Here is a 19,856-nt window from a genome sequence, read left to right as displayed (position 1 = left end):
CCCGGCGCCGGGACATGCCGACAGGGAGAGGGGTTGATGGGGATGAGCGCCCAGCCCGCTGAACACGGGCACGGCGGCGGCCGCTTCGGGCTGCCGCCGATGAACACGGTGCAGGAACTGCGGGCCGCGCTGCGCGCCGGCCACGGCTACCCGGGCGACGCCGAGCGCCTGGACACCGAACTCGCCGAGCAACTGCTGCGCCGGGTGCCGGTCGACCGCCTCGATGAGGTCGACCAGGTGCCCGCCGTCGTCGACCTGGTCGCTGTCGCCGAGATCGTCGCCGCCTACCGCGGCCGCGTCCTGCTCGCCGCCGACCGCGACGCCGCCGCCGCGATCGACGAGACGGTCGCCGACCTGCTGGCCCGGCAGGACGCCGAGTGAACCACCCGGACGACGCCGCGCACGGTGTGGTTGCGGCGGTCACCGACCGCGCCGCCCGGCGCGCCAAGGAACTCGGCGCGGACCAGGTGCTGGAGGCGCTGCGCGCCGAACTCGAGCTGCGGCCGCGGCTCGGCCGGCTGATCCGCACGGTCGTCGAGGGCGGTCAGCGGATCGAGCTGTACTCCACCCGGATCGAGGACGACGCGGCCGCCGGACGGCCCGCGGTCAATGTCGTGCACGCCTTCGCCCCCGCGCCGCCGTGGCCGCCGACGGTGCGGATCGCCGCCGTCGTTCCCGAGGATCTGCTGCACCCGGAGCCGTAAGCGTTGGGTCGGCGACGGCGTCCGGTCCGGGCGGCCCGAACGACGGCCACGCCTGGACCGGAGGAGCGCGTGGTCGTCGGGCTGCTGACCGCCGGTCAGACTGGGGCCCATGGCCGCCCGTCGCCGGCTCGGACCCGGCTACCTCGCCCAGGACCCCACCGCTCCCGCTCCCGACGAGCACGTGCGCCTGCTGCCCGCCGAGCGCATCGCAAGCACGGAGCCGGACACCGCCGCCGACGTCCCCGCCGCGCCGCCCGGCCGCCGCCGGCTCGGACCTGGATACCTCGCCACCGTCCAGGACCCCGACGTGCCGACCTGAGCCGTCAGGGCCGAGCAGGCGCTGGCCGGTGCGAGGGCGTAGAACAGCGACAACAGAGCCTCCTCGCGGGCTCAGGGTCTCAACAACCCCGAGCTGCGCCAAGAGGCCCTGTCTTCATGCGCGGACAGACCGGTGATCGCCCGATCGAGCTACCGCATTCGAATCCGTGCTCACCGAGATCGGTACGGCAGCGGCGCCTGACGCCCTGTCACGCGATCCACGATCGGGTCCACATCTGTCCCATACTGTTGGTCGCCTCCCACTGGATGGCGTGGGCGCCGTTGTCGGGGTTGCTCGACCCGATCGCCAGACACTTGGCGCTGGCGTAGTTGACGATGTGGTTTCCGTCGTTGTACCAGATTTGCCCGGGGCTGTTGGCGAGGCAGTCCCACTGGATGGCGTGGGCGCCGTTTTCAGTGCTGCTCGATCCGATCGCCAGACACCTGCGGCTGTTGTCGTTGATGAGCTTGTAGAACGTGGCAGCCGTCGAGGATCGCGACAGAGACTCTTGCGTACGGGCGAATTGTGCGGGTGTCAGACGTGCGAGGTCCTTCACCTCGGCGGGCGTGAGCCGCTGGCCCCCCGGGCCGACGTCCGTCTGTGAGGCCGGCTGGGCAGTGGTGCTCGGGGCGCCGTAGGCGGGGACCGTCAGCGCGCAGAGCAGGACGGTGATCACGGCACCGAGAGACCTGGAGGTACGAGACACTATTTTGTCCTTTCCATGCCAATTAGACTCGCTGAGAGGGCCGACTCCAGCCTGCTCGACTTTTCAGCAGGCCCAGGTGTGGGAGCGGATGAAGACGCCAGCCCCGCCGTTCTCGGAGAAGTTGCCGTAGGCGCCGCTGGCGGTGCAGACGATCCGGCCTCCGGTGTAGTTCGCGCCGGCGAAGGTGGCCACCGGCGCGCCCGAGGTGCCGTGGTTGTAGATGGACTGCACCCGGGTGGTGGCCGACCAGCTGCACACCAGTGAGCCCGCCTGCCAGTCCGCGTCGTCGACCCGCCACTCGCACCGGGAGCCGGTGCCGTTGTCTCCCGTCCACGCGCAGAACAGTCCCGGGTCGCAGTCGGCCCAGCCGCTGGTCGTGGCTTCGGCGGACGTCGGAACAAGGACGCTCGCGGCCGCGATCCCGATGCAGACCGCGAACATCCGGATCCGACTGCCCATGCCCATCACCGGCATTGTTTCCCCTCTCGAAGGTCCCGCATCGCCGCCACCGCGGCGATGCGGCTACGAACCTATGAGGCTGGGCAGGAGCCTGACAGGGCGCATAGAGGGGGTTCGTGTACCCAGGACAGCGCGACGGCGCACGTTGTGGCGGCCGGTCGGTGCGGCTGCGCAGTGTGCTCACTTGTGTGCGACGGCTCTGCGAGTTCGCCGGACCCGGGCCTCCCGGCACCGCGGGAGAAGCTGCCGGCCTACGGCGAGTGCGGTACCCGCGTCGGGCACGGTGCCTGCGGTCAGCCCGACTCCGGCAGGAGCGGACCCGTGGGCCAGGCGTGGCCGAGGGCGAGCATCCCCCGGCGCACCGCTTCCAGGTCCGCCCGCGCGCGATTGAGCCGCTCGGCCATCCCGGCGAACCCGGGGCTGACCTGCCGCACCCGGACCTGTAGGCACCGGGCCTGCGCCGCCCGTCCCGGTTCAGGCAGCCCGACCCCGGCCCGTTCGAGCCGGAGGGCGAGCGCGTGGTCGTCGGGCTGCTGACCGGAGGTCAGACTGGGGGCATGACCGCCCGCCGCCGGCTCGGACCCGGCTACCTCGCCCAGAACTCCACTGCTCCCGCACCCGACGAGCATGCGCGCCTGCTGCCCGCCGAGCGCGTCGTGGGTGCGGAGCCGGACACCGTCGTCGATGTCTCCGCCGGGCCGACCGTTCGTCGTCGGCTCGGCCGGGGCTGCCTCGCCACCGTCCACGACCCCGGCTTCTCGGCCTGAACCGTCGGGGCGGTGCGGTGCGCGCCGCGGGCAATGGGGTGCGGCGCGCACCTGCCGGCCATTCTCCTCTGGCGGTGTCGCGTGCTCCGGCTACCGGGTGGCGTCTTCGATGGCGGAGAGTAGGCGGGCGTGGACGTCGGCGGCGGCGTCGCGGGTGGCCGCGTCCGGGGCGTCGAGTTGAGGGGCGATCAGCTCGAGTGCGGCGGCGAGGACCGGCACAGCGACGGTGGCCTCGCGCAGGTGCAGGAGCTGGGTGGCGGCGCGCTCGCCCGGGGTGGCGGCGGCGGGCCGGACGGAGGGGATCAGGGCGCTGATGCCGCGGGGCGGGTGCGGGGTGCTGGTCACCGGCTCATTCTCCCGCGCTTCCGGGTCGGGGCGGTCACCGGTGCGTGGGTGCGGGAGCCGGGAGGCGGCCCGGCGGCCGGCGGCCGCAGCGGTCCGGTCGGCCACGGCGGCGGCAGTGGTGCCGGCGGGGACCAGGGCGTTCGGGCCGGAGCCGAGGCCGGGCGGCCGGGCGGCGGAGGACGGTCTCACACTCGGTCAACCCCGTTCCCGGCGCGGAGGTCACGGCCGCCGCGCCCGACGGGGCAACAGGGCCGTTCCTGCCGCCCGGCCGCTCCGTGCGGCGGCCGGGCGGAGCACCTGAGGCATCCGCCGTGGAGGACGCCTGCGGTGCGTGTCTGCGCAGCGCTCTTGTTCCGCCGCGTGGCGGGGCGTTGCGTTGCCGCCACGAAACCCGCGCGGCATCACCGCGCGCAGTGCCTGCCGCGTTTCGTGGCGGCAACGCAACACTTGAGCTGCTGTCGTCGGCGCGGGATCCGTGTCCGGCTCTGCGGGGATGCGTTGCGTTGCGGTGCAACGAAACGTCTAGGGTGTGGGGGTGACTGTGGATCAGGGCCGGGCGGTGCGCCGGGTGGAGCAGCCGGTGCTGCTCGACGTGGACGTGCCCGTGGCGGTGTGCCGGGAGTGTGGAACGGAACTGCAACGGAAGTCGACGGGTCGGCCCGGCGAGTTCTGCGGTCCGACGTGTCGCAGCCGGGCCCATCGGCGCCGTGGCCGGATCGGGTCCGAGGCGCCGGGCGGGTCGTCCCGGCGGGTGGCCTTCGAGTCGATCGCGGCCGGCGTGGCTGCGGCGGCGGTCGGCCTCGCCCACGTCCTGGACGGCGGCGTCGTGGATCCCCGGGCCGCGCTCGACGGACTGCGTGCGTCCGTCGCCGACCTCCTCTCCCTCGCCGACCGCGAGGTCGCCGCGGCACGCAACGAAACCCCCGGCGCGGCCGCGCCCGCCCGCCGCGCCGACAGGGACGGGGCGGCCGCCGCCCCGGACGGCGACCCGGGCGGTGAACCGGACGCGTTCCGTGGCGGCAACGAAACGGCGGACGATCCCGCCCCCGTAACGCGGGCCCCGGAATCGGACGGGTTTCGTGGCGGCAACGAAACCCCGGCTTCGGGCCCCGCCCTGGCGGTGCCCGTCCCGGCGGCCGCCGGGCCGCAGCCGGTTCCGCGCACTGTCGCGGAGGTGCTGCGCGCGGCCGCCGCCGACCCCCGCACCCGGTACGGCGACCCGGACCGGATCGACGACCTGGCCCTCACCATCGGCGACGGCCTGGAACTGGGCACCTGGACCGCTCCTGAGGCCGCCGACGTCCAACTGCTCCTCCACAACGGGACCGTCGCCGGCTGGACCGTGCTGCTCCCCGAGGGCGGTTGGGGGCGGGACGGTCGGGGCGGCCACGCCGCTGTCGTGCGCCGTCCCGGTCGGGCGGGTGAGTTCGTCCTGGGCGACCTCGGCCGGCCCCGGGTGGCCGACCGTCCGAGCGAGGCCCTCGAGCTCCTCCACCGCGCCGTCCAGGCCTCCCGTACCGCCCCGCGCCTCCGCCCGGGGTCCGGCCCCGCAAGCTCTGCCGCACGGCCGGGCCGTCCGCCTGCCGTTCCTGCCCCCGTGCAGTCGGCGCCGGTGCCGGCGGCGGCGATGGATGTGCCGGTCCCCTACGACCTCGCGCTCGGCCGCCCCACCGGCTGGACCCCGCCCACCGAGCGGGGCCTCGGCACCCCCGACCGCTCCTACGCCCTCGGCGGCGGCCTGGTCCATCTCACCTGGCCCGACTTTCCGGGCGTCCAGGGCGTCGAGCAGCACGGTCGCCTCGTCGGCTGGGCGGAAGAGTGGGACCACGCGGCCGGCACCTGGAGCACCCTGCTCGACGGCCGCCAGGTCATCGACGCGGCCGACAACCGCGTGCTGCTGTCCGCCACCCCCGTCGACGCCGTCACCCTCCTGGTCCTGGCCGACCAGTGCCGCGCCGCGGGGCAACTGGCCGAACCCCGTTCCCGCGCCGAACGTCCCCGACCGCGAGAGGCCAGGCCCTCACCGACGAACCCGTAGTCCCGCCCGGGCACCGACGGCATGTCTGTACTGCGTCCCGGGGCCGGGACGATGCGGGGACACCCGTGTCCCGGGACAAGGGCGGGGCGGCGTGCCGTCCGGACTGTCGGCCTTCGTCAGGCCTGGCGGAAGCGGATCAGTGGCGGGTGTTCCACCGCGTCCGGGTCGGCCCTGGGGTCGTAGGAGGCCAGGCGGGCTGCGCGGACCCGTTCGGCGATCCGCTGCCATTCCCGGTGGTCCGCCTCGGCGGTGAGGACCGACCGGTCGAAGGTCGGGTCCTCCAGGGCCAGGCCCCGGACATGGTGGAGCTGTTCCAGCGCCTTGGCCGCCGCCTGGTCGATCTCGGCCGGCGTCATGCCGTCGGCGTTCCGGCACGCCAGCGCGCGGTGGAAGTGGCCGGTGTCGGGGTGGAGTTCCAGGCGCTCGTCCTGGGGGCGCAGCCGGCGGGCCGGGATGGTGTGGGCGACTGTGCCGGGGAACGCGATGGCGTTCCCGTCCGCGTCGGTGACGATGCCCGTGATCCCCTCGGCGAGATCGAGGGCGGCGGCCTGCTCGGCGGTCAGGCGCAGCGTGACGCGGCCGACCGGGACGTCCCGGACGACGACCACCGTGTCCGGTTCCTCGCCGAAGCCGGTCACGGTCACCGTGATGCGCCGACCGCGGGCGAGGTGCAGCTGCATCCCGGCCTGCCACTGGGCGGCGGTCCCGGCATGCTCGTCGCGGATCCGCGCGGGCAGCCGCTGCGGGATGTTCGCGATGTACGTCTCACCGACCACCACGTCCCGGGTGCGCATCGCCGCCTCCTCGCCCGTTCCTGTCTTCATCGTGCCCGCCTCGGGGCTGCGCACCGCACTTCCGAACGGCCGGTGAGTTCTGCCCGCACCTGGTGGGATCCGCCTCGCAAGGCTGGTGAGTTTCGAACCAGCCGAGCTCCCCACCGCAGGTCAGGGCACTGCGATGCCTCGCGCAGTCATGGCGACCGGCGGAGGAGCTGCTGGCCGCCGTCCGGTGCCGGCCGGGCAGGCACCCGGCATCGGCGATCGCGGCACCGATCCGGCCGGAAACCCGGTTGGCCGGTGGCGGATGATGAGAGCGTGATCTCCAAGGAACGTGCCGTCGAGCTCGTCGAAGCGCTGTTGGCCGAGGAACGGCTGACATGGATGTGGGCAGGACCGGTTCACGACCTGGCCGTCTACTACGTGGAAGAGCATGCGGCCTGCTGGGCCGTTTTCTGGAACACCGTGGAGTATGTCCGCACCCGCGACGTGCGTGACTATGTGGTCGGCAGCGGCCCGTACCTGGTGGACGTGGAGGACGGCAGCATCCACCACGTCCCCACCACCACGTGGATGGAGGACTGGGAGGGGCTCTACCTGCGGCAGATCAGGGGTGTCAGACCACCTGATCCGCTGGCCGCCTCCGTTCGCGCGCTCGTCCACTCCGCCGGGATCGTGGCAGCGATGCACCATCTGCGCAGGCACGCCCCGCGCCTGAGTCCGCAGAGAGCAAGGGACTACGTCCTGGCTGTTCGGGACGGGGCCGAACCCCCGGAGGAACTGGCGGACCTCACCCAGGAAGAGGAGACCTGCCCACCCCTGCCCATTGAAACGCTGGCCGGCCCAGTTCAGTAGCAGTCCGCCTACCAGCCAGCCGGGAACGGTCACGTTCGGTACGGGGCGAAACCCCCGTAGGCCGCTGACCTCGGCGGCTGCCATCCCCGGCATGGACGTGCGCATCCAGCTCGACGAGCGGGTCTTCGGCTTCGGCTGGGTGCTGGCCGGGTGGACGGTGCAGCCGGACGTCCTGGTGGTTCTCGGCGAGGGGCACCGGGTCGGCTGGGTCGAGCGCGGTCTGGACGGCGGCGATGGCTGGGTCGCCGTCCACGACGGGTTCTGCCTCGGCGACCCGGTCACCCAGCAGGCCGCCCTGCATGCCACCCCGGAGCTGGCCGCCCACGCCATCCACCACGCTCACGTCCACGACCTCCGCGCGGCCCCAGGACGCGTAGCGCGCCGGACAGCGACGACTCCTCCACCTCCGTGTACGGGATCGGCCCGCACCGCCTGTGCCGGCCTGCGACTTCTGCTCGCGCCCCGGGCGGTCGTCTACTTCTCCACCGCCGAGTCCGTGCTGCGGTTCGACGGTTTCGACTGGGAGTCCGGCGACCGCTTCTACGCCTGCCCGACCTGCCGCCGGCTCGTCGACGCCGATGACTGGCCCGGCCTGATCGCCTACGCCGGACTCCGCTCCCGCGGCGTCCGAGTCGTTGAGGGGTTCCGCGACCACCACACACCCGGCGCGGTGGTCTTCGAGCCGGGGACCGATCCCGAGCAGGGCCGCTGACCTCTCGGCCGACTGGCGTGCCGGCGGCGCCGTCCCGGCCGCCGACACCCTCGACGAACTGTCCGGCATCCTCACCGATCGAACCGTCCTGATGTGGCGACTGGAGGACCTCGACCCGCTGCATGCCGCGCTGCGCCGCGCCGCGATCGACGCCCCCGCCTACCTGCTCCGCGGCTCCCGGAGCCTGCACGAGACCATCACCCGCTGGCGCGCCGACGTCGGCGCCGACGGCCGGCTGCGCCCGGCACCGCGGACCGTCTACTGCACCTGGTCCACCTCGCCGCCGGGACCACCGCCGCCCGCCGCCCCGGCGAGGCCGCCCTGCCCGGCCTGTAGCACCCATCGTTGTGCGGAACGAAGCGAAACGTCCCGGGGCGTGTACCTCGTACGGCATGCTGGGCGCTTCCCCCGTCATCGGGGGACGGGTTTCGATGTTCGGGAGGATGAACAGTGGCGGAAGAGGAGCCTGCGAGGGGGCAGCACACGGAACGTGCGCGCCATGTTCTGACCGCAGCCCGCAAGGTCTCACGTGGCCCTCTGCCTTCCTCGCGTACAAGGGGTGGGTTTTCCGTTGTAGCCATTGGTACCGCCTCAGTTGTCACAGTTCTGGGTGCGGCCGCTGGCGATAAAGGCACCACTAGTACCTGGCCGTGGTGGGGCTGGCTCGTGGTCGGGGTGTGCGTCACGCTCGTGCTGTGCACGTTGTTCCTCGCGCTCTACTGGTCCGGTCGCGAGGAGCGGGAGCGGGCGGCCAGGGAGCAGGAGATTCTGGAGTCGGCGGCCGACCGGCTGCGGGAGAAGATGGAGCTGGCCAGCCTGGTCAACTTCAACCGGGTCCTGTTGGACAAGTACCACGGCATCGCCACCGAGCAGGCGACGAAGGCTTACCGCAGCAGCAGGCTCGCCATGGGGGTAGGCCTGATCATCCTGGTGGCCGCCGTGGTCACGGGCTGGAATGCTCAGGGAACCGTCGACCGGGCCATGGTGGGGGCTGTCGCCGCGATCGGCACGACCTTCACTGCCTACCTCAGCCGCACTTACATGCAGACCTACGAGCGCGCCCTGCAGCAGCTCAACCAGTACTTCAACCAGCCGGTGCTGAACGGCTACTTCCTGACCGCGGAACGCATGTCGGAGCAGCTTCCGCAAGAACGCCGGGCTGTCGTGCTGGAGCGCATCATCGGCGATGTTCTGGAGAGCGGCAAAGAGATGCACCGCGCCACCGCCGCCCCGGTTCCGGCCCCGCGGCGCGCCCCGGGCCGTCGCGCGCAGCCCAACCGGCCCGCCACCGCCCCCGAGACGCCAGCACCGTAGCGCCCAGTTCCGTGCTCATGGCAGGTGCGCCGAGAGGTGCAAGTGCCCCACAAGAGCGCGCCGGAGCACGCGATGGCGGCTTGCCCGGCACTGCGGCGCCACGTACCCACTTGCGCAACGAAACGCGGGCCGGGATGGCGAGTCTGTCCACAGGCCGCCGGAACGACGCTTTTCCCCAGCAGGCCCGGCACCGGTCCGGGCCGCACCGCGAGGGAGAGCACCGTGTCCATGACCACCCCCGACTCCGGACGGCACCTGCCCCACCACGACCACATCGCCCAGGTCGTCACCGCGCTCGAAGCCGCCGGCCGCGGCCCCGGCGGCTGGCTCCTCGACCAGGACCCGGACGGCGCGCTGACCGCCCGTCTCGACTGGGGCGCCGGAGCCCACGACCCCGACGGCGACCCGGACGCCTACGACGCCGACCTGCTGCTCACCGTGCACTGGCACCAGCGGGACGGCTGGTCGTACATCTGGGACCACGAAGCCGACCAGCACCTGCCCTTCGACCTGGCCCGCCTCGACCTGCCCGCCGACACGGACCCCGACAGCGTGGCCACCGCCCTGCTGACCACTGTGATGAGCGACGACACCGACCCGGCCCGCTGGCCGAAGGCCCCGTGGCTGCCTTCCGAGCAGGGCGCCCCCGCCTGATCCGGGCTGGGTGAATCCGCCGGCTACCGGCCCGATCCAGCACCCCGGCGGCACCCCGCGCGCCGTCCTGGGCGGCGTCGACTACTGGGCGTCTGACATGTTCGCGGCCGAAAGATCGCAGGTCAAACCCCTGGCCACCGCCAACGGTCGGGTCTAGCATTCCCGCCACGGCGGCCCCGCCACAGGCACCACCGGGCCGCCGAGCAGCACAGCCGCGCCCTGGGTCAGTGCGGTTGGCCTCCCACGGCCGGGCCCGTTGAACGTCACTTCGTTCCCCGGGCCCGGCCGCTGCGCTGTCCGGCGGGCCGGGAACGGGGGCCGGCTACTCCTGGAACTCCCTGCTCTGCACCCCGTAGAACGACGGCTTCGCTGGGCGTACCGGGTTGCTCTCCAAGGTGTCGGCCAGCTTGGCCCAGGTCGGGCTGCGCCGCACCACACCGAGGAACGTGCCCAGGGCCTCCTTGTCCTCCCACAGCGCCGACGTCGCGCTGATGATCAGCGACTTCAAGTCCTCCGTCTCGGCCGACGCGGTCGACTCGCTCACGGTGTTCTCCCCTCCAGGTCGGTGACTGGCTCAGCCCTACCCAGCGGTGATCGGCGGCGAACACCCCGCCGGTGTGCGGGCACGGACGTCCGCCTCCCCCGCGCCCGATCGCGGCCTGGGAGCCTGGGACATCCCTGTCCCAGCACCGTCCCAGCACGCCCGGGATGTCCGTTTTGCTGGGACAGCCTCAGGCCATTTCCCCAGGTAGCGGCGTTTCGCGCTTCACCTGGGACGCATCTGGGACAACCCGTCGGCTACCGGCCCGCTGTCCTCTGACACCTGATCTTGACCGATTGACAGGTGAGTTTGACCGCCAGGCCGTCAGCGGCAGATCCAGTAGCTGTCGCCCTCCAGATACCTGTGTCGCTCACCGGTCGAGCGGGTCACCACGACGGCACCGCCCTTGTACGAAACGCGGTCGCCCGCCGCGACGAACACTGGCCTCTCCAGCTCGACATGGAAGTCGGAGCGGAGCTGGAACTCGCTGAGGAGCAGCATCCGCGGCACCGGAGTGACGCCGTCGAAGTCGATACGCATGGATCGAGCATCCCGGAGGGCCCAGTGCGACCGCGACAGGTTTCCCGCCCTCGAAGCGCACCGCATCGGGCGGCGAGCCCGCAGGGATCAGATCCCTGACCAAGATCAAGTGGTAGGAACCCGCTGGCAGTCAAGATCGGGTGGCAATCGGTCAAGATCACCTGTCACAGGACACCCGCTGACCCGTCTCAGCGACCTTTGGCGGATCTCAGCGAAGTTTGGCCGTTGGGTGCCTGGGCCAGGTGTCCATCAGCGGTCAACGGCCGGAGGGGGAGCCATGGACGGTGCGATCTGGGGAACGATTGGTGCTTTGGGGGGTGCTGCCCTCACGGCTGCCGCGGGTTACTTGGGGCCAGCACGGGCAGGCCACGCTGAGCGGAGGCGACAAGCCGACGAACGACAGCGTGAGCAAAAGACCGGGGAACTTGAGCGGCTCATCGCGATTCGTTCCGCATACCGGGCTTGGGAGGACTACCTGGAGCAGACAGCCTCCTCGTATCGGGCCCTGCATGAGACCGAGGAAACGGTCCGCGAACGCATCTCCGAGCTTCGTGCAGCCGCCCAGAGCGCCACCGACGCGGCAATGCGAGACGGATGGTGGATCGGATCGCACCATATGCCCTTTGAGCTCGCATCATTGGCGGTTCAGCGTCTGGTTGCTGGCCGCACCTCAACGAGTCCCCGCTCGAAGCTCGACGAGATGCGGCGTACGAGGGAGGCGCTGAACAAGAACATCCTTGAGCGCCTTGCCAGCCTCATTGATGGCGTTGCCGTGACTCGGGTGTTCCCGCCCAGCGAATAGCGTCAGTCAGTCAGAGTCAGGGTCATCTGGCAAAGGACAGCTGACCCGTCTCATCGAGCTTTGACAAGTCTCAGGGAAGTTTGACCGGTTGGTACAGCTGCTCGTCATGGCTGATGCACAGGAGATGGTCGGCGTACTGCCAGGCGATGCTGTGCCTGCTCAGCGCCCATGCTTCGGACCCGTTCCGGGCCTTCTCCACCCAGCTCCGGAGCTCGGGCAGTGCCTGCTCGCGCAGGATCTGACGGGCGGCGGCCCGCTCACCGCCCGGGACGGGGCCGACGGTGATCCAGACACTCGACCACCAGTCGGGAGGGAGGCCGGCGCCGTAGTTCGAGCCGATCGGCGGCGTCCAGTCGGCCTTGAGGAGAGTCCCGTCCGTCCAGCGGTGGTCGAAGAAGCTGAGCTGGAGGGCCTGGGAGGGCGTCTCACCGAGGGCGGAGGAGATGTCCGTCGAGGTGAGCGGCCACGACAGGTGCCGCGGCAGGCGGCGGTTACGAGCTGGCACGCGCACGAGGATCGCAGACGGCCCGGTCAGGGCTCCAGGGTATTTCGGCCCAGCCCCGCAGACCCCGGTCAAACTCCGGTGAGACTCGTCAAAGTTCGATGAGACGGGACACCCGCCCCAGAGCTCCCGGCGGCGGCACGCAGCCGCTCCACCACCGCGTCGACCGCCTCGCGGGCCTGCGGGTCCGGATGGCCGGCCAGCAGACCGAGCAGCTCCACGGCCGCGTTCACCACCGCCACCGGCACCTCGACCGCCTCCAGCTGCAGCAGCCGCGCGACCACGCGCCGGCCGGTCGCGGCGGCGACCGGGTCGACGTCCGCGGCGCCGTCGGTGGGGATCAGGGAGGCCAGCCCGGTGCCGAGCACCCGGGCGGGGGAGGAGGAGCTCACCCTCGTTCAACCGACCCCGGGCCGCCGAGGTCACTGCCCGCCCGGGTGACCCGGCCGGCGGTGCGGTCGTTGACCGGGGGTGAGCACCGGACAGCGTGCCCGGATCGAGCGGGCGACCACCGCGGCCGCCACGGCGGCGGGCGAGCTGCTGAACGCCGTCCTCGACGCCGACGAGCTCCCGGCCGCCGACGCCGTCGCCGTCCTGGAGGTGCTCGCCACCCTCACCGCCACGCTCCAGCAGTGCGGCCCCCGCGCCCTGGCCCTGCTCGCCCCGACCCACGGCGCCCTCGCCGAAGTGCGCCGGCTGCTGCTCGCCGAAGCCGACCTCGACCGCCCCGCCGCGACTGGATCCGGCGCCGACCGCGGCGGCCGGGCCCGCTCCCGCCGCCCGGCGACCGGACCGGATACGGCCGAGGGCTGGGCCGAACGAGGGGAGATGGCCATCGCCGAGCGGGTCTGGTTCTACGACCGCGACACCACCGAGGCCGGGCAGGCGGAGCGCGCGGTGTTCATGGCGCTGCCCATCGCGGCCAAGCGCGAGGCCCTGCACCGCCGGGGTACCGCGCCCTGGCCGCAGATCCTTGCCGAGCTCACCGCCCGCCACGCCTGACCCCCTCCGCCTTCGGGAGACAGATCACCGAGGGGCGGAGACAGGTGGAGATAGATCATCAGCAACCTGTCTTCCGGACGTCCTATTTGCCCCGGAACATCTGTTTTGTCTGTGTCATCGACCCCCCGTTCTGCCTGATGGGGGCGTCTACAGGCCCGACCTGTCTCCACCTGTGTCTAGCTGCGGCTGACCTTTGACAGGCGGCCCTGACCGTTTGCCACCCGACCTTGACCACCGCCAGGTTCCTGCCACTCGATCCTGACCGGCGGGTGGGTACATGTACCGGTGTGAGCACCTCGAACAGCGCCTCAGCGAAGCGTTCGGCGAGCAGGTCTGGCGCGAGGTGGGCATCGGCGGCCCGGACGACACCGAGCAGCTCAAGGCTCGGATCACCAGGCTCGAACAGCAGGCGGTCGACCTGGAGCTGAAGCTTCAGGAACGCGGCGACGACCTCGCCGCCAACCGCGAGCTCATGGCCCAGCTCAACCGCCGGGCCGACTGCGCGCCCGCACCGCCCGGGTGGGCACCGGCGGACCGGGCAACCGTGATCAGGGGCCTGTCAGCGGGTCTCGGAGCTGGACCGGCTGCAGCGTCGTGGACCGGTGCGGGTGTCGGGGCCGCAGACGCACCGGTCCGACGCTCGTACGAGCGGCTGCCTGAGCACTCCGGGGCTCACCCGAGCTGGTCGGCTCCAGCAATGAATCCCTGCTGTACCTGATCCATGCCCCCGACCGGCTGGAACAGGGTGGGCTGCCACAGGAAGTCGACCGGCTGGTAGAACCGGGTCCGCGTCACCAGCGCGTAGCTGCGGGCGAGTTCCCCGAGCACCTTGGCCGCCTGCTCCGGGTCCAGGCCGGCGACGGACTGCGCCTGCTGGCCGATGGCGTTCAGCAGCCGATCGCGGGCCTCGGCCGCAGCGGGTGCCTCCGGCGGCAGGTCGGCGGTGGCGAACGCCCCCGGCGGCACGGTGATCGGCGCCGGGCCCTTGCTGTTTTCGGTGGTCTGCTGTGCTGTCGTGTTGTCAGGCATGGTCTCTCCCAAGGGCTTTGAGACGTTGATTACTGCTGCCTGGGCAACCTATCCAGCGAGCCGCACCGTCACGCGGCGTTCAAGCCGGTTACTCCGAACGGGTTTTCAGCGTCGGCTGTCGCCCGGGAGCGAACAGGCCGACGATCCCCGCCGGCCCGCGTTCGGCCACCAGCACCACCTCGACCCCGCCCGGCCCGTTCAGTGGGAGGTCGAGGCGATCGACCCCGCCGAGCTCCGGCGCCTGGTGCTTGCCGCCGTCGAACCGCACATCGACAGCGCTGTACTTGTCGCCCGGATCGCCGAAGAGGAACGCCAGCGCGCCCAATTGTGAGAGCTCACCGACCAGGCGATCCGTCCCCTCGACATCGGAGCCTGAACGGGCGGTCAAACTCACCTGTCAATCCGTCAGGGTCGCCTGTCAAAGATCACGGGCGGCCCGGCCGGAGGCCACTGCGGCGGCCAGCGCGGGCACCTCACGCTCCGGGGTGCCGTCACCGCCCACCGCCGTCGGCATCGCCGCCGCCAGCGCGACCCGCTCGCCGGCCGACAGCACCGGGAGGCCCTCGGCGCAGCAGCTGCCGGTGACGACGTCGGCCGCCAGGTCGTACGCCAGCTCCCCCGTCAGCACCCCTCTGCCGCCCGGTACCGCCTCTGGGCCGCACGCCCGCTCCACCGCGTCGGCGGCCCGCTCCAGCACCACCCGGTGCCCGTGCTCCGCCTGCCGTCCGGCGAGCTTGCGTACTCACCCGGCACCCCGCCGGCCCGCCTCCGCCGCCTCGGCGAGCAACACGTTCAGCGCGTGCTGCTTCTACTGTTCCTGGTCCTCGCCGTCGGCGGCCTGCTCGGTCGGCAGGAAGGTCGTGTTCGTCATGCCCGGCCAACTCGACGGAGGCAGGGAAGGGCACGGGCGGCCGGTGAGTTCCGCCCCGAGCGCCGGCGAGTTTCGCACCGCCCGAACTCCCCGTCGCAGGTCAGCGTGTACGGGCGCGCAACGTACTCCTGCGCATCGCCCCACCTCCGCACCCGGTGAGTTTCACTGCGAATCGCCGAGACGCCTCACCAAGGTTGGAGATTCGCCCCGCACCAACCTTGCCATCGCAGGTCAGGGCACTGCGATGGCATGCGCAGTCGTCAGCCGGCCTTGCGCAGCACCCGGTCCGCCGCCCGCACTCCGCACCCGTACCGGCCGCCGTTCCGCTCCGCAGTCGCACCTCGGCCCACCCTGCCCCGCGCATGCGCAATCCCCGCCCCGCGCATGCGCAGAGCCGGATTGCGCAGCCCTGCGCAGAGCGTTGCGCAGCGGACCTGGTGCTGCGCAACGCTCTGCGCAGGGCTGCGCCGCCGGTCGCCGCTGCACTGTGCAGCATGCCCGCCCGGACCGCCGTCTTCACATGCTGCACACACCCCGGTCGGCGCTGCACTCTGCCCGCCGCGCCCCAGCCACCAAGGTCCGGGATTCGCCCCACCAAGGCTCGGGATTCGCCCCCGCGCCCCGGCACCAAGGTTCGGGTTACGCCCCATCAAGGTATGTGGGGCGAAACTCCGGACGGCCGCTGACCTGGGCAGCTACCATCCCCGGCATGGACAGCGCCCCGCAGCCCACCTCGACCGACCAGCCGACCGACGGCGCGCCCGCGGCCCGGAAGTGCGCCCGGACCGGCTGCGAGACGCCCCTCCCGCCGTCCCGCACCCGGCCGCGGACCTACTGCTCCCGTGCCTGCCGCAGCAAGGTCGACCACGCCAAGGCCAAGGCCAAGAAGGCAGCGGCGGAAGCCGCGGTGCCGCCGCCCGCCCCCGCCCCGGTGCCCGCCGCCGGGCAGCCCGCCGCGCCCGCCGCGCCGGTGGTCAGCACCGGGGCCGCCGACGGCGAGCGCTGGGGCGAGGACGGCCAGCGCCTCCTGGGCACCGCCGACGCGCTGCGCCGCAAGCTCACCAACTACCTGCTGGACATCGAGGCCGGCGCCGACCCGGCCGCCGCGTTCAAGGCGCTGGCCGACCTGCTGCCCTCCTACAGCACCCGCCTCTATCGGACCGCCGAGGAGATCCGGGACAAGGCCCGCTGGCCCGACGCCGACCAGGACGAGCGCGTCCGCCGCCGCATGATGGAGCGCATCGACCGGTGGGGCGACGCCGATCCGGACGACCAGGACGAGCAGTTCGACCAGTACGACGACGTCCTCGACCCCGACGACCAGGCCGACGAGCAGCAGCCCGTCCAAGCCTCGCTGGCCAGCACCGCCCAGGCCCGGCCGGGCACACCCGCCACGCTCCGCCAGCGGCCCGCGGGCCCGCTGGCGGTGCCCCAGGAGCCGTACCTGCGGAACCTGGGCAAGTTCGACCGGATCCGCGACGCCAGCCGCCTGATGGACCAGCACGGCTGGGACCTCGCCGGCTGGACCCGCGCGCCCAGCGTCTACTACGTCCGCCGGCTCGGCCGCGCACTCGCCTGGATCGAGTACGGCGTCGGCGGCCGGGACGGCTGGGTGGTCGTGGTCGACGACGGCTTCGTCGCGAACCCCGCCGACCGCACCCAGCCGCTGCTCCTCGACTCCGACAGCGCCGCCGCCTTGGTCGTGCGCCAAGCCCTGGAGCAAGGGCTGATCGACGCCGACGCCGCCCCGGCCCGCACCTGACCGGCTGCCGCCCTCCAACGGGTCCGGCAGCGCCCTGGAGCACTGCCGGGAGGCGTGCGCGGCACTCGAATCGGGTAGCTTGCCGGAGAAGGCCGGGAACGCCCCGCAGACGGCCTCACAGGCCCCGGTGAGTTTCCCCGGAGCGCCTACGGTTCCCCCTCCAACTCCCCGACATGTTCCCCGACCAACTCCCCGACCACCACCTAACGGCCCAGAGGGGCTGTTTCCGCAGGTCAGTGCCCGAATTCGAGGCCGAGAGAAACCTCGACAACCCCTCTGTGTCCTTGTCTTTGGTAGTTGGCGGTCTGGGAGCGTGCGGGGTTTGCGCGCTCCCGGGCCGCTGGGGCCCTTCTCTCTTGGCCGAGTGGCCTGCCCGCTCTGGCGATCGGGCGGGGTGGGGGGAGGGCGGGAGGGCGGCGGCCGGGGCGGGTTGTCGGTGCCGTGAGGTATCGAGAAGGCCAGATAGATCACCACCAGCGGGGGAGCGGCCACGATGACCGACGACCAGCCGGACGGCACCAGCCCAACCACCACGACCACGACCAAGCCGCCGAAGGAGCGCACCGCGTTCGTCCGAGCGAAGGCCTACCCCAACGGCTCCACCGGCCCGCTGCGCCACAGCATCCTGCGGGTGCTCGGCGTGCTGAAGGTCGCCACCGTCAAGCAGGTCTGGCTCCTGGCCCAGCCCGACCACGAGCAGCCGAACACGGTCGCCTCGGGCCTGCGGGACCTGGAGAAGAACAAGCTCACCGAGAAGCGCGGCAGCACCTCCGGCCTCACCACCGACCCGGACCCGGACGACGCCGCCACCGCGCCTTCCGCGCCGAAGCCGAAGCCGAAGCCGAAGCGCAAGCCTGTCCGCCCGCCCGGCTCGGGAGCCAAGATCTGGGGACTGACCGACCTCGGCCTGGACGCCGCGAAGTCCACCCTGCCTTCCTCCCGCAAGGCCGGCGGCCGCGCCCGCTCGGTCGGCCGCGCCACCGGCGCCCCCCACGCCATGACCGTCAACGACACCATCGTCGCCTTCACCAGCCCCGCCACCCCCGGCGACCCGATCGGCACCATCGCCGACTGGACCACCGAAGCCCCCTTCCCCCTGCCCGGCGACCGCACCCAGTTCGCCGACGCCGTTCTCACCGCCCCCGCCCACGGCGTCCCGCTGCTCCTGGTCGAGGTCGACCTCCACAACGAGACCCCGCAGTTCATCGCCGAGAAGTTCACCCGCTACGCCGAGTACTTCGCCCTCACCTACAAGGACCCCGCCCACGACGGCCACCACAACAACGCCGGCCGCCTCCCGGTGTGGCGCCGCCGCTTCCCGATGGCCGGCACCGACTCCCTTCCGCCCATCGCCCTGGTCCTCGCCGGAGCCGGGCCCCGCGGGCTGAACAACACCATCAACCGGGTTCAGGACCTCACCCGCGAGCACTGGCGACCGGGCAAGGGCGACCGCTGGCACCGCGACCCGTTCGACTTCACCGCCAGCATCCCGATCCTGGCCTGCCACTTCGACCAGCTCACCGAACACGGCCCGCACGCCGCGATCTGGTGGCGCTTCGGCAGCCACGGCTGGCAGACCCTCACCGATGCCCTCGCCAACACCGAATACACCACCCGCACCAAGGCTCGCCTGGCCGCGGAGGAGCATGCCTTGCAGGACGCCGAGCAGGCCCGCCTGGAGGCCACCCGCTGCCCCGGCTGCCGCCGCCGCGAAGACGAGTTCGACGACAAGTACAGCGCCAGCGACGGCACCGAGCCCTGCACCGACTGCCGACGGGAAGCCCGGGACGCCCAGGAGCGGAACACGCTGCTCGCCGCCCGGGAAGCCAACGCCGCCATGCACCCCTGCTACACGTGCAAGGGCTCCATCGGCGGCGAACCCGACACCATCATCGAGCTGCGCGAGAGAGCCGACCCCCACCAGCTGGAGTGCCCCGCCTGCGACAGCCGCCGCCGCATGAACGGCCGCCCGGCGATCATCCTGCCCGCGCCCACCCACCGCGAACGACGGCAGGCCAAGGCCGGGAAACTCGACGACCCCTGGTGGCACATCCGCCTGGCCCATGCCGAGAAGCATCCCGACCGCTGACGCGACACCGACCCGTCGAGGAGTACTGGGAAGACCGCTCACCAACTGGTCGGGCAGGGCCGCACGGCCCGGCTGCTGGCCCGGGCCGTGCGGCCCGGTCGCCGCTCCAGGCACCGGCTCATGGGCGCCCTGCGCTTAGGCACCCAGATGCTTGAGGAAGTCCGTGATGAACTTCTCAACTTCTGGCTTGGATGTGGTCTCCCGAACGTCCAGTCGGTCGATGTGCTTGACTCCGGCGTTGCGCAGCAGGCGTTCCCGGCTGGCGTCGTCCGAGCGGCGTCCCTTGTGATGGGGGCCGTCGATCTCGATGATGCCTGCGCGTCCGCGGTAGGTGACGAGCAGATCCGGTTCGTAGGTGTGCCCGCGGACTCGCATTGCCCCAAGAGGCATGATGCCGAGGGTCTCGTTATCAGGCAGGCTCTCCTGCTTCTCTTTGAGGAGTTGGTAGACCCTCAGCTCCCACTCGTTGGAGAAGTGGAGCGAGTCCTCAACTGGATGTTGGGGTTCAGTTCTCACCCGGCGGGCCACATTGGACTGACGAGTGCTCACTGCGGCCTTCAGCTGTGAGCGCCAGTCAACTTGGACCGGAGGAATCAGAGGGCGGGTACGGACCTGCGTGATGGTCTCGCTGTTCCGCTCGACGACTGAGCACATGGCGGCCCGAATCTGCTCCAGCAGTTCTTCGGTGAACCGGTCAGCCAGGTTCGATTCGATGTCGAGGATGGCTTCGAGCTGGGTGATGTTCCAGTCTTCACCGCAGTAGTCCAGGTCCAAGGCGTTGACCTCGGCCAGCAACGTGGACGCGTCCGCGTGGCCGCGCTCGTACAGCATGAGCGCGGTGGCACCGAGGACCCGTTCGTTCTTGATTCGATTGACCTCAGCGTCGGACATGCCGTCCGGCTTGCCCAACATGTCATCCAGGGACCGGGGTTCACTCATCGTCCAATCATCTCACCGGGCCCTGACAGCGTATGAGCGAAGTGCGAAGGTACTGCCGTCGAACGCGCGGCAGGTTGTCTGTCTGCCGCCCTGGCTGGCGCTCGCTCGCTTGCTCGTCTGTTCCGTCCCG

27 protein-coding genes are annotated in these 19,856 nt (G+C 71.8%); 14 read left to right on the top strand and 13 right to left on the bottom strand.

The genetic code is table 11. The annotated features are described in order from the left end of the window. Window positions 1-42 precede the first annotated feature (42 nt). The 3 genes from ACI1MP_RS37250 to ACI1MP_RS37240 all read left to right on the top strand — a co-directional run bounded on the left by ACI1MP_RS37250 (window position 43) and on the right by ACI1MP_RS37240 (window position 1,023). Window positions 43-381, top strand: coding sequence for a hypothetical protein (locus ACI1MP_RS37250; RefSeq protein WP_404870907.1), 339 nt, complete (start codon window positions 43-45; stop codon window positions 379-381). Then, window positions 378-704, top strand: a complete 327-nt coding sequence (locus ACI1MP_RS37245) for a hypothetical protein (RefSeq protein ID WP_404870906.1) — start codon at window positions 378-380, stop codon at window positions 702-704. The genes ACI1MP_RS37250 and ACI1MP_RS37245 overlap by 4 nt, the downstream gene beginning before the upstream one ends. 109 nt (window positions 705-813) lie before the next feature. Next, the gene (locus ACI1MP_RS37240; RefSeq protein ID WP_404870905.1) at window positions 814-1,023 is read left to right on the top strand and encodes a hypothetical protein; all 210 of its coding nucleotides are present in this window, start codon (window positions 814-816) and stop codon (window positions 1,021-1,023) included. 208 nt (window positions 1,024-1,231) lie between these two features. Here the strand turns inward: ACI1MP_RS37240 and ACI1MP_RS37235 are convergent, their stop codons facing one another. Continuing rightward, window positions 1,232-1,699: an RICIN domain-containing protein gene (locus ACI1MP_RS37235; protein WP_404870904.1), complete on the bottom strand. Its 468-nt coding sequence runs from the start codon at window positions 1,697-1,699 to the stop codon at window positions 1,232-1,234. 93 nt (window positions 1,700-1,792) lie between these two features. Continuing rightward, window positions 1,793-2,194, bottom strand: a complete 402-nt coding sequence (locus ACI1MP_RS37230; RefSeq protein ID WP_404870903.1) for a peptidase inhibitor family I36 protein — start codon at window positions 2,192-2,194, stop codon at window positions 1,793-1,795. Window positions 2,195-2,745: 551 nt separating this feature from the next. Here ACI1MP_RS37230 and ACI1MP_RS37225 point away from each other — a divergent pair. Beyond that, entirely contained in the window at window positions 2,746-2,955 is a 210-nt protein-coding gene (locus ACI1MP_RS37225; protein WP_404870902.1) for a hypothetical protein, read from the top strand. 90 nt (window positions 2,956-3,045) lie between these two features. On the opposite strand, the gene ACI1MP_RS37220 is transcribed toward ACI1MP_RS37225, so the two are convergent. After that, window positions 3,046-3,489 carry a hypothetical protein gene (locus ACI1MP_RS37220; protein ID WP_404870901.1) on the bottom strand — a complete coding sequence of 148 codons (444 nt, stop codon included), beginning with the start codon at window positions 3,487-3,489 and terminating at the stop codon, window positions 3,046-3,048. A gap of 346 nt (window positions 3,490-3,835) precedes the next feature. On the opposite strand from ACI1MP_RS37220, the gene ACI1MP_RS37215 reads away from it, so the two are divergent. Continuing rightward, window positions 3,836-5,338: a hypothetical protein gene (locus tag ACI1MP_RS37215; RefSeq protein WP_404870900.1), complete on the top strand. Its 1,503-nt coding sequence runs from the start codon at window positions 3,836-3,838 to the stop codon at window positions 5,336-5,338. Window positions 5,339-5,454: 116 nt separating this feature from the next. Here ACI1MP_RS37215 and ACI1MP_RS37210 read toward each other — a convergent pair whose 3' ends face one another. Further along, complete coding sequence (locus ACI1MP_RS37210; protein ID WP_404870899.1) at window positions 5,455-6,162, bottom strand: hypothetical protein; 708 nt, start codon at window positions 6,160-6,162, stop codon at window positions 5,455-5,457. Between the two features lie 270 nt (window positions 6,163-6,432). Between ACI1MP_RS37210 and ACI1MP_RS37205 the strand changes: the two genes are divergently transcribed. From ACI1MP_RS37205 to ACI1MP_RS37185, 5 genes are all read left to right on the top strand, one after another. Beyond that, entirely contained in the window at window positions 6,433-6,969 is a 537-nt protein-coding gene (locus ACI1MP_RS37205; protein WP_404870898.1) for a YrhB domain-containing protein, read from the top strand. A 91-nt stretch (window positions 6,970-7,060) separates the two neighbouring features. Beyond that, window positions 7,061-7,681 carry a hypothetical protein gene (locus tag ACI1MP_RS37200; protein WP_404870897.1) on the top strand — a complete coding sequence of 207 codons (621 nt, stop codon included), beginning with the start codon at window positions 7,061-7,063 and terminating at the stop codon, window positions 7,679-7,681. Between the two features lie 675 nt (window positions 7,682-8,356). Further along, window positions 8,357-8,995, top strand: coding sequence for a hypothetical protein (locus ACI1MP_RS37195; RefSeq protein WP_404870896.1), 639 nt, complete (start codon window positions 8,357-8,359; stop codon window positions 8,993-8,995). A 222-nt stretch (window positions 8,996-9,217) separates the two neighbouring features. Next, window positions 9,218-9,649: a hypothetical protein gene (locus ACI1MP_RS37190; RefSeq protein WP_404870895.1), complete on the top strand. Its 432-nt coding sequence runs from the start codon at window positions 9,218-9,220 to the stop codon at window positions 9,647-9,649. Between the two features lie 10 nt (window positions 9,650-9,659). Beyond that, window positions 9,660-9,806: a hypothetical protein gene (locus ACI1MP_RS37185; protein WP_404870894.1), complete on the top strand. Its 147-nt coding sequence runs from the start codon at window positions 9,660-9,662 to the stop codon at window positions 9,804-9,806. A gap of 165 nt (window positions 9,807-9,971) precedes the next feature. Here the strand turns inward: ACI1MP_RS37185 and ACI1MP_RS37180 are convergent, their stop codons facing one another. Together ACI1MP_RS37180 and ACI1MP_RS37175 are read right to left on the bottom strand one after the other, a co-directional pair. Next, window positions 9,972-10,193 carry a hypothetical protein gene (locus ACI1MP_RS37180; protein ID WP_404870893.1) on the bottom strand — a complete coding sequence of 74 codons (222 nt, stop codon included), beginning with the start codon at window positions 10,191-10,193 and terminating at the stop codon, window positions 9,972-9,974. Between the two features lie 321 nt (window positions 10,194-10,514). Next, window positions 10,515-10,730: a hypothetical protein gene (locus ACI1MP_RS37175; RefSeq protein ID WP_404870892.1), complete on the bottom strand. Its 216-nt coding sequence runs from the start codon at window positions 10,728-10,730 to the stop codon at window positions 10,515-10,517. A 277-nt stretch (window positions 10,731-11,007) separates the two neighbouring features. Between ACI1MP_RS37175 and ACI1MP_RS37170 the strand changes: the two genes are divergently transcribed. After that, entirely contained in the window at window positions 11,008-11,532 is a 525-nt protein-coding gene (locus ACI1MP_RS37170; RefSeq protein WP_404867259.1) for a hypothetical protein, read from the top strand. Window positions 11,533-11,602: 70 nt separating this feature from the next. Here the strand turns inward: ACI1MP_RS37170 and ACI1MP_RS37165 are convergent, their stop codons facing one another. Beyond that, window positions 11,603-12,037, bottom strand: a complete 435-nt coding sequence (locus ACI1MP_RS37165) for a hypothetical protein (protein ID WP_404867258.1) — start codon at window positions 12,035-12,037, stop codon at window positions 11,603-11,605. A gap of 68 nt (window positions 12,038-12,105) precedes the next feature. Next, entirely contained in the window at window positions 12,106-12,426 is a 321-nt protein-coding gene (locus ACI1MP_RS37160; RefSeq protein WP_404867257.1) for a hypothetical protein, read from the bottom strand. A gap of 79 nt (window positions 12,427-12,505) precedes the next feature. Between ACI1MP_RS37160 and ACI1MP_RS37155 the strand changes: the two genes are divergently transcribed. Continuing rightward, complete coding sequence (locus ACI1MP_RS37155; RefSeq protein ID WP_404867256.1) at window positions 12,506-13,036, top strand: hypothetical protein; 531 nt, start codon at window positions 12,506-12,508, stop codon at window positions 13,034-13,036. A gap of 672 nt (window positions 13,037-13,708) precedes the next feature. Here the strand turns inward: ACI1MP_RS37155 and ACI1MP_RS37150 are convergent. The 4 genes from ACI1MP_RS37150 to ACI1MP_RS37135 form a co-directional block, all read right to left on the bottom strand. Further along, window positions 13,709-14,065, bottom strand: coding sequence for a hypothetical protein (locus tag ACI1MP_RS37150; RefSeq protein WP_404867255.1), 357 nt, complete (start codon window positions 14,063-14,065; stop codon window positions 13,709-13,711). Between the two features lie 88 nt (window positions 14,066-14,153). Further along, a complete protein-coding gene (locus ACI1MP_RS37145; RefSeq protein ID WP_404867254.1) occupies window positions 14,154-14,459 on the bottom strand; it encodes a hypothetical protein in 306 nt (101 codons plus the stop codon). A 24-nt stretch (window positions 14,460-14,483) separates the two neighbouring features. Next, the gene (locus ACI1MP_RS37140) at window positions 14,484-14,765 is read right to left on the bottom strand and encodes a hypothetical protein (protein WP_404867253.1); all 282 of its coding nucleotides are present in this window, start codon (window positions 14,763-14,765) and stop codon (window positions 14,484-14,486) included. Between the two features lie 108 nt (window positions 14,766-14,873). Continuing rightward, a complete protein-coding gene (locus ACI1MP_RS37135; protein WP_404867252.1) occupies window positions 14,874-15,014 on the bottom strand; it encodes a hypothetical protein in 141 nt (46 codons plus the stop codon). Window positions 15,015-15,645: 631 nt separating this feature from the next. Between ACI1MP_RS37135 and ACI1MP_RS37130 the strand changes: the two genes are divergently transcribed. Then, window positions 15,646-16,698, top strand: coding sequence for a hypothetical protein (locus ACI1MP_RS37130; protein WP_404867251.1), 1,053 nt, complete (start codon window positions 15,646-15,648; stop codon window positions 16,696-16,698). A 493-nt stretch (window positions 16,699-17,191) separates the two neighbouring features. Continuing rightward, window positions 17,192-18,787, top strand: coding sequence for a replication-relaxation family protein (locus tag ACI1MP_RS37125; protein ID WP_404870891.1), 1,596 nt, complete (start codon window positions 17,192-17,194; stop codon window positions 18,785-18,787). 135 nt (window positions 18,788-18,922) lie between these two features. Here ACI1MP_RS37125 and ACI1MP_RS37120 read toward each other — a convergent pair whose 3' ends face one another. Then, the gene (locus tag ACI1MP_RS37120) at window positions 18,923-19,726 is read right to left on the bottom strand and encodes a hypothetical protein (RefSeq protein WP_404870890.1); all 804 of its coding nucleotides are present in this window, start codon (window positions 19,724-19,726) and stop codon (window positions 18,923-18,925) included. Window positions 19,727-19,856: the final 130 nt, after the last annotated feature.

Origin of the sequence: Kitasatospora griseola, assembly GCF_044999035.1 — a bacterium.
Taxonomy (GTDB): Bacteria; Actinomycetota; Actinomycetes; order Streptomycetales; family Streptomycetaceae; genus Kitasatospora; species Kitasatospora griseola.
Note: the sequence above shows the minus strand (reverse complement) of the source record. Positions and strands in the feature narration are given on the sequence as shown.

What these genes read in the sequence shown, in the direction of transcription:
- ACI1MP_RS37250 (WP_404870907.1), top strand. Translation starts at nt 43, where the DNA reads ATGAGCGCCCAGCCCGCTGAACACGGGCACGGCGGCGGCCGCTTCGGG.
- ACI1MP_RS37240 (WP_404870905.1), top strand. Translation starts at nt 814, where the DNA reads ATGGCCGCCCGTCGCCGGCTCGGACCCGGCTACCTCGCCCAGGACCCC.
- ACI1MP_RS37230 (WP_404870903.1), bottom strand. Translation starts at nt 2,194, where the DNA reads ATGGGCATGGGCAGTCGGATCCGGATGTTCGCGGTCTGCATCGGGATC.
- ACI1MP_RS37225 (WP_404870902.1), top strand. Translation starts at nt 2,746, where the DNA reads ATGACCGCCCGCCGCCGGCTCGGACCCGGCTACCTCGCCCAGAACTCC.
- ACI1MP_RS37210 (WP_404870899.1), bottom strand. Translation starts at nt 6,162, where the DNA reads ATGAAGACAGGAACGGGCGAGGAGGCGGCGATGCGCACCCGGGACGTG.
- ACI1MP_RS37200 (WP_404870897.1), top strand. Translation starts at nt 7,061, where the DNA reads ATGGACGTGCGCATCCAGCTCGACGAGCGGGTCTTCGGCTTCGGCTGG.
- ACI1MP_RS37175 (WP_404870892.1), bottom strand. Translation starts at nt 10,730, where the DNA reads ATGCGTATCGACTTCGACGGCGTCACTCCGGTGCCGCGGATGCTGCTC.
- ACI1MP_RS37170 (WP_404867259.1), top strand. Translation starts at nt 11,008, where the DNA reads ATGGACGGTGCGATCTGGGGAACGATTGGTGCTTTGGGGGGTGCTGCC.
- ACI1MP_RS37150 (WP_404867255.1), bottom strand. Translation starts at nt 14,065, where the DNA reads ATGCCTGACAACACGACAGCACAGCAGACCACCGAAAACAGCAAGGGC.
- ACI1MP_RS37130 (WP_404867251.1), top strand. Translation starts at nt 15,646, where the DNA reads ATGGACAGCGCCCCGCAGCCCACCTCGACCGACCAGCCGACCGACGGC.
- ACI1MP_RS37125 (WP_404870891.1), top strand. Translation starts at nt 17,192, where the DNA reads ATGACCGACGACCAGCCGGACGGCACCAGCCCAACCACCACGACCACG.
- ACI1MP_RS37120 (WP_404870890.1), bottom strand. Translation starts at nt 19,726, where the DNA reads ATGAGTGAACCCCGGTCCCTGGATGACATGTTGGGCAAGCCGGACGGC.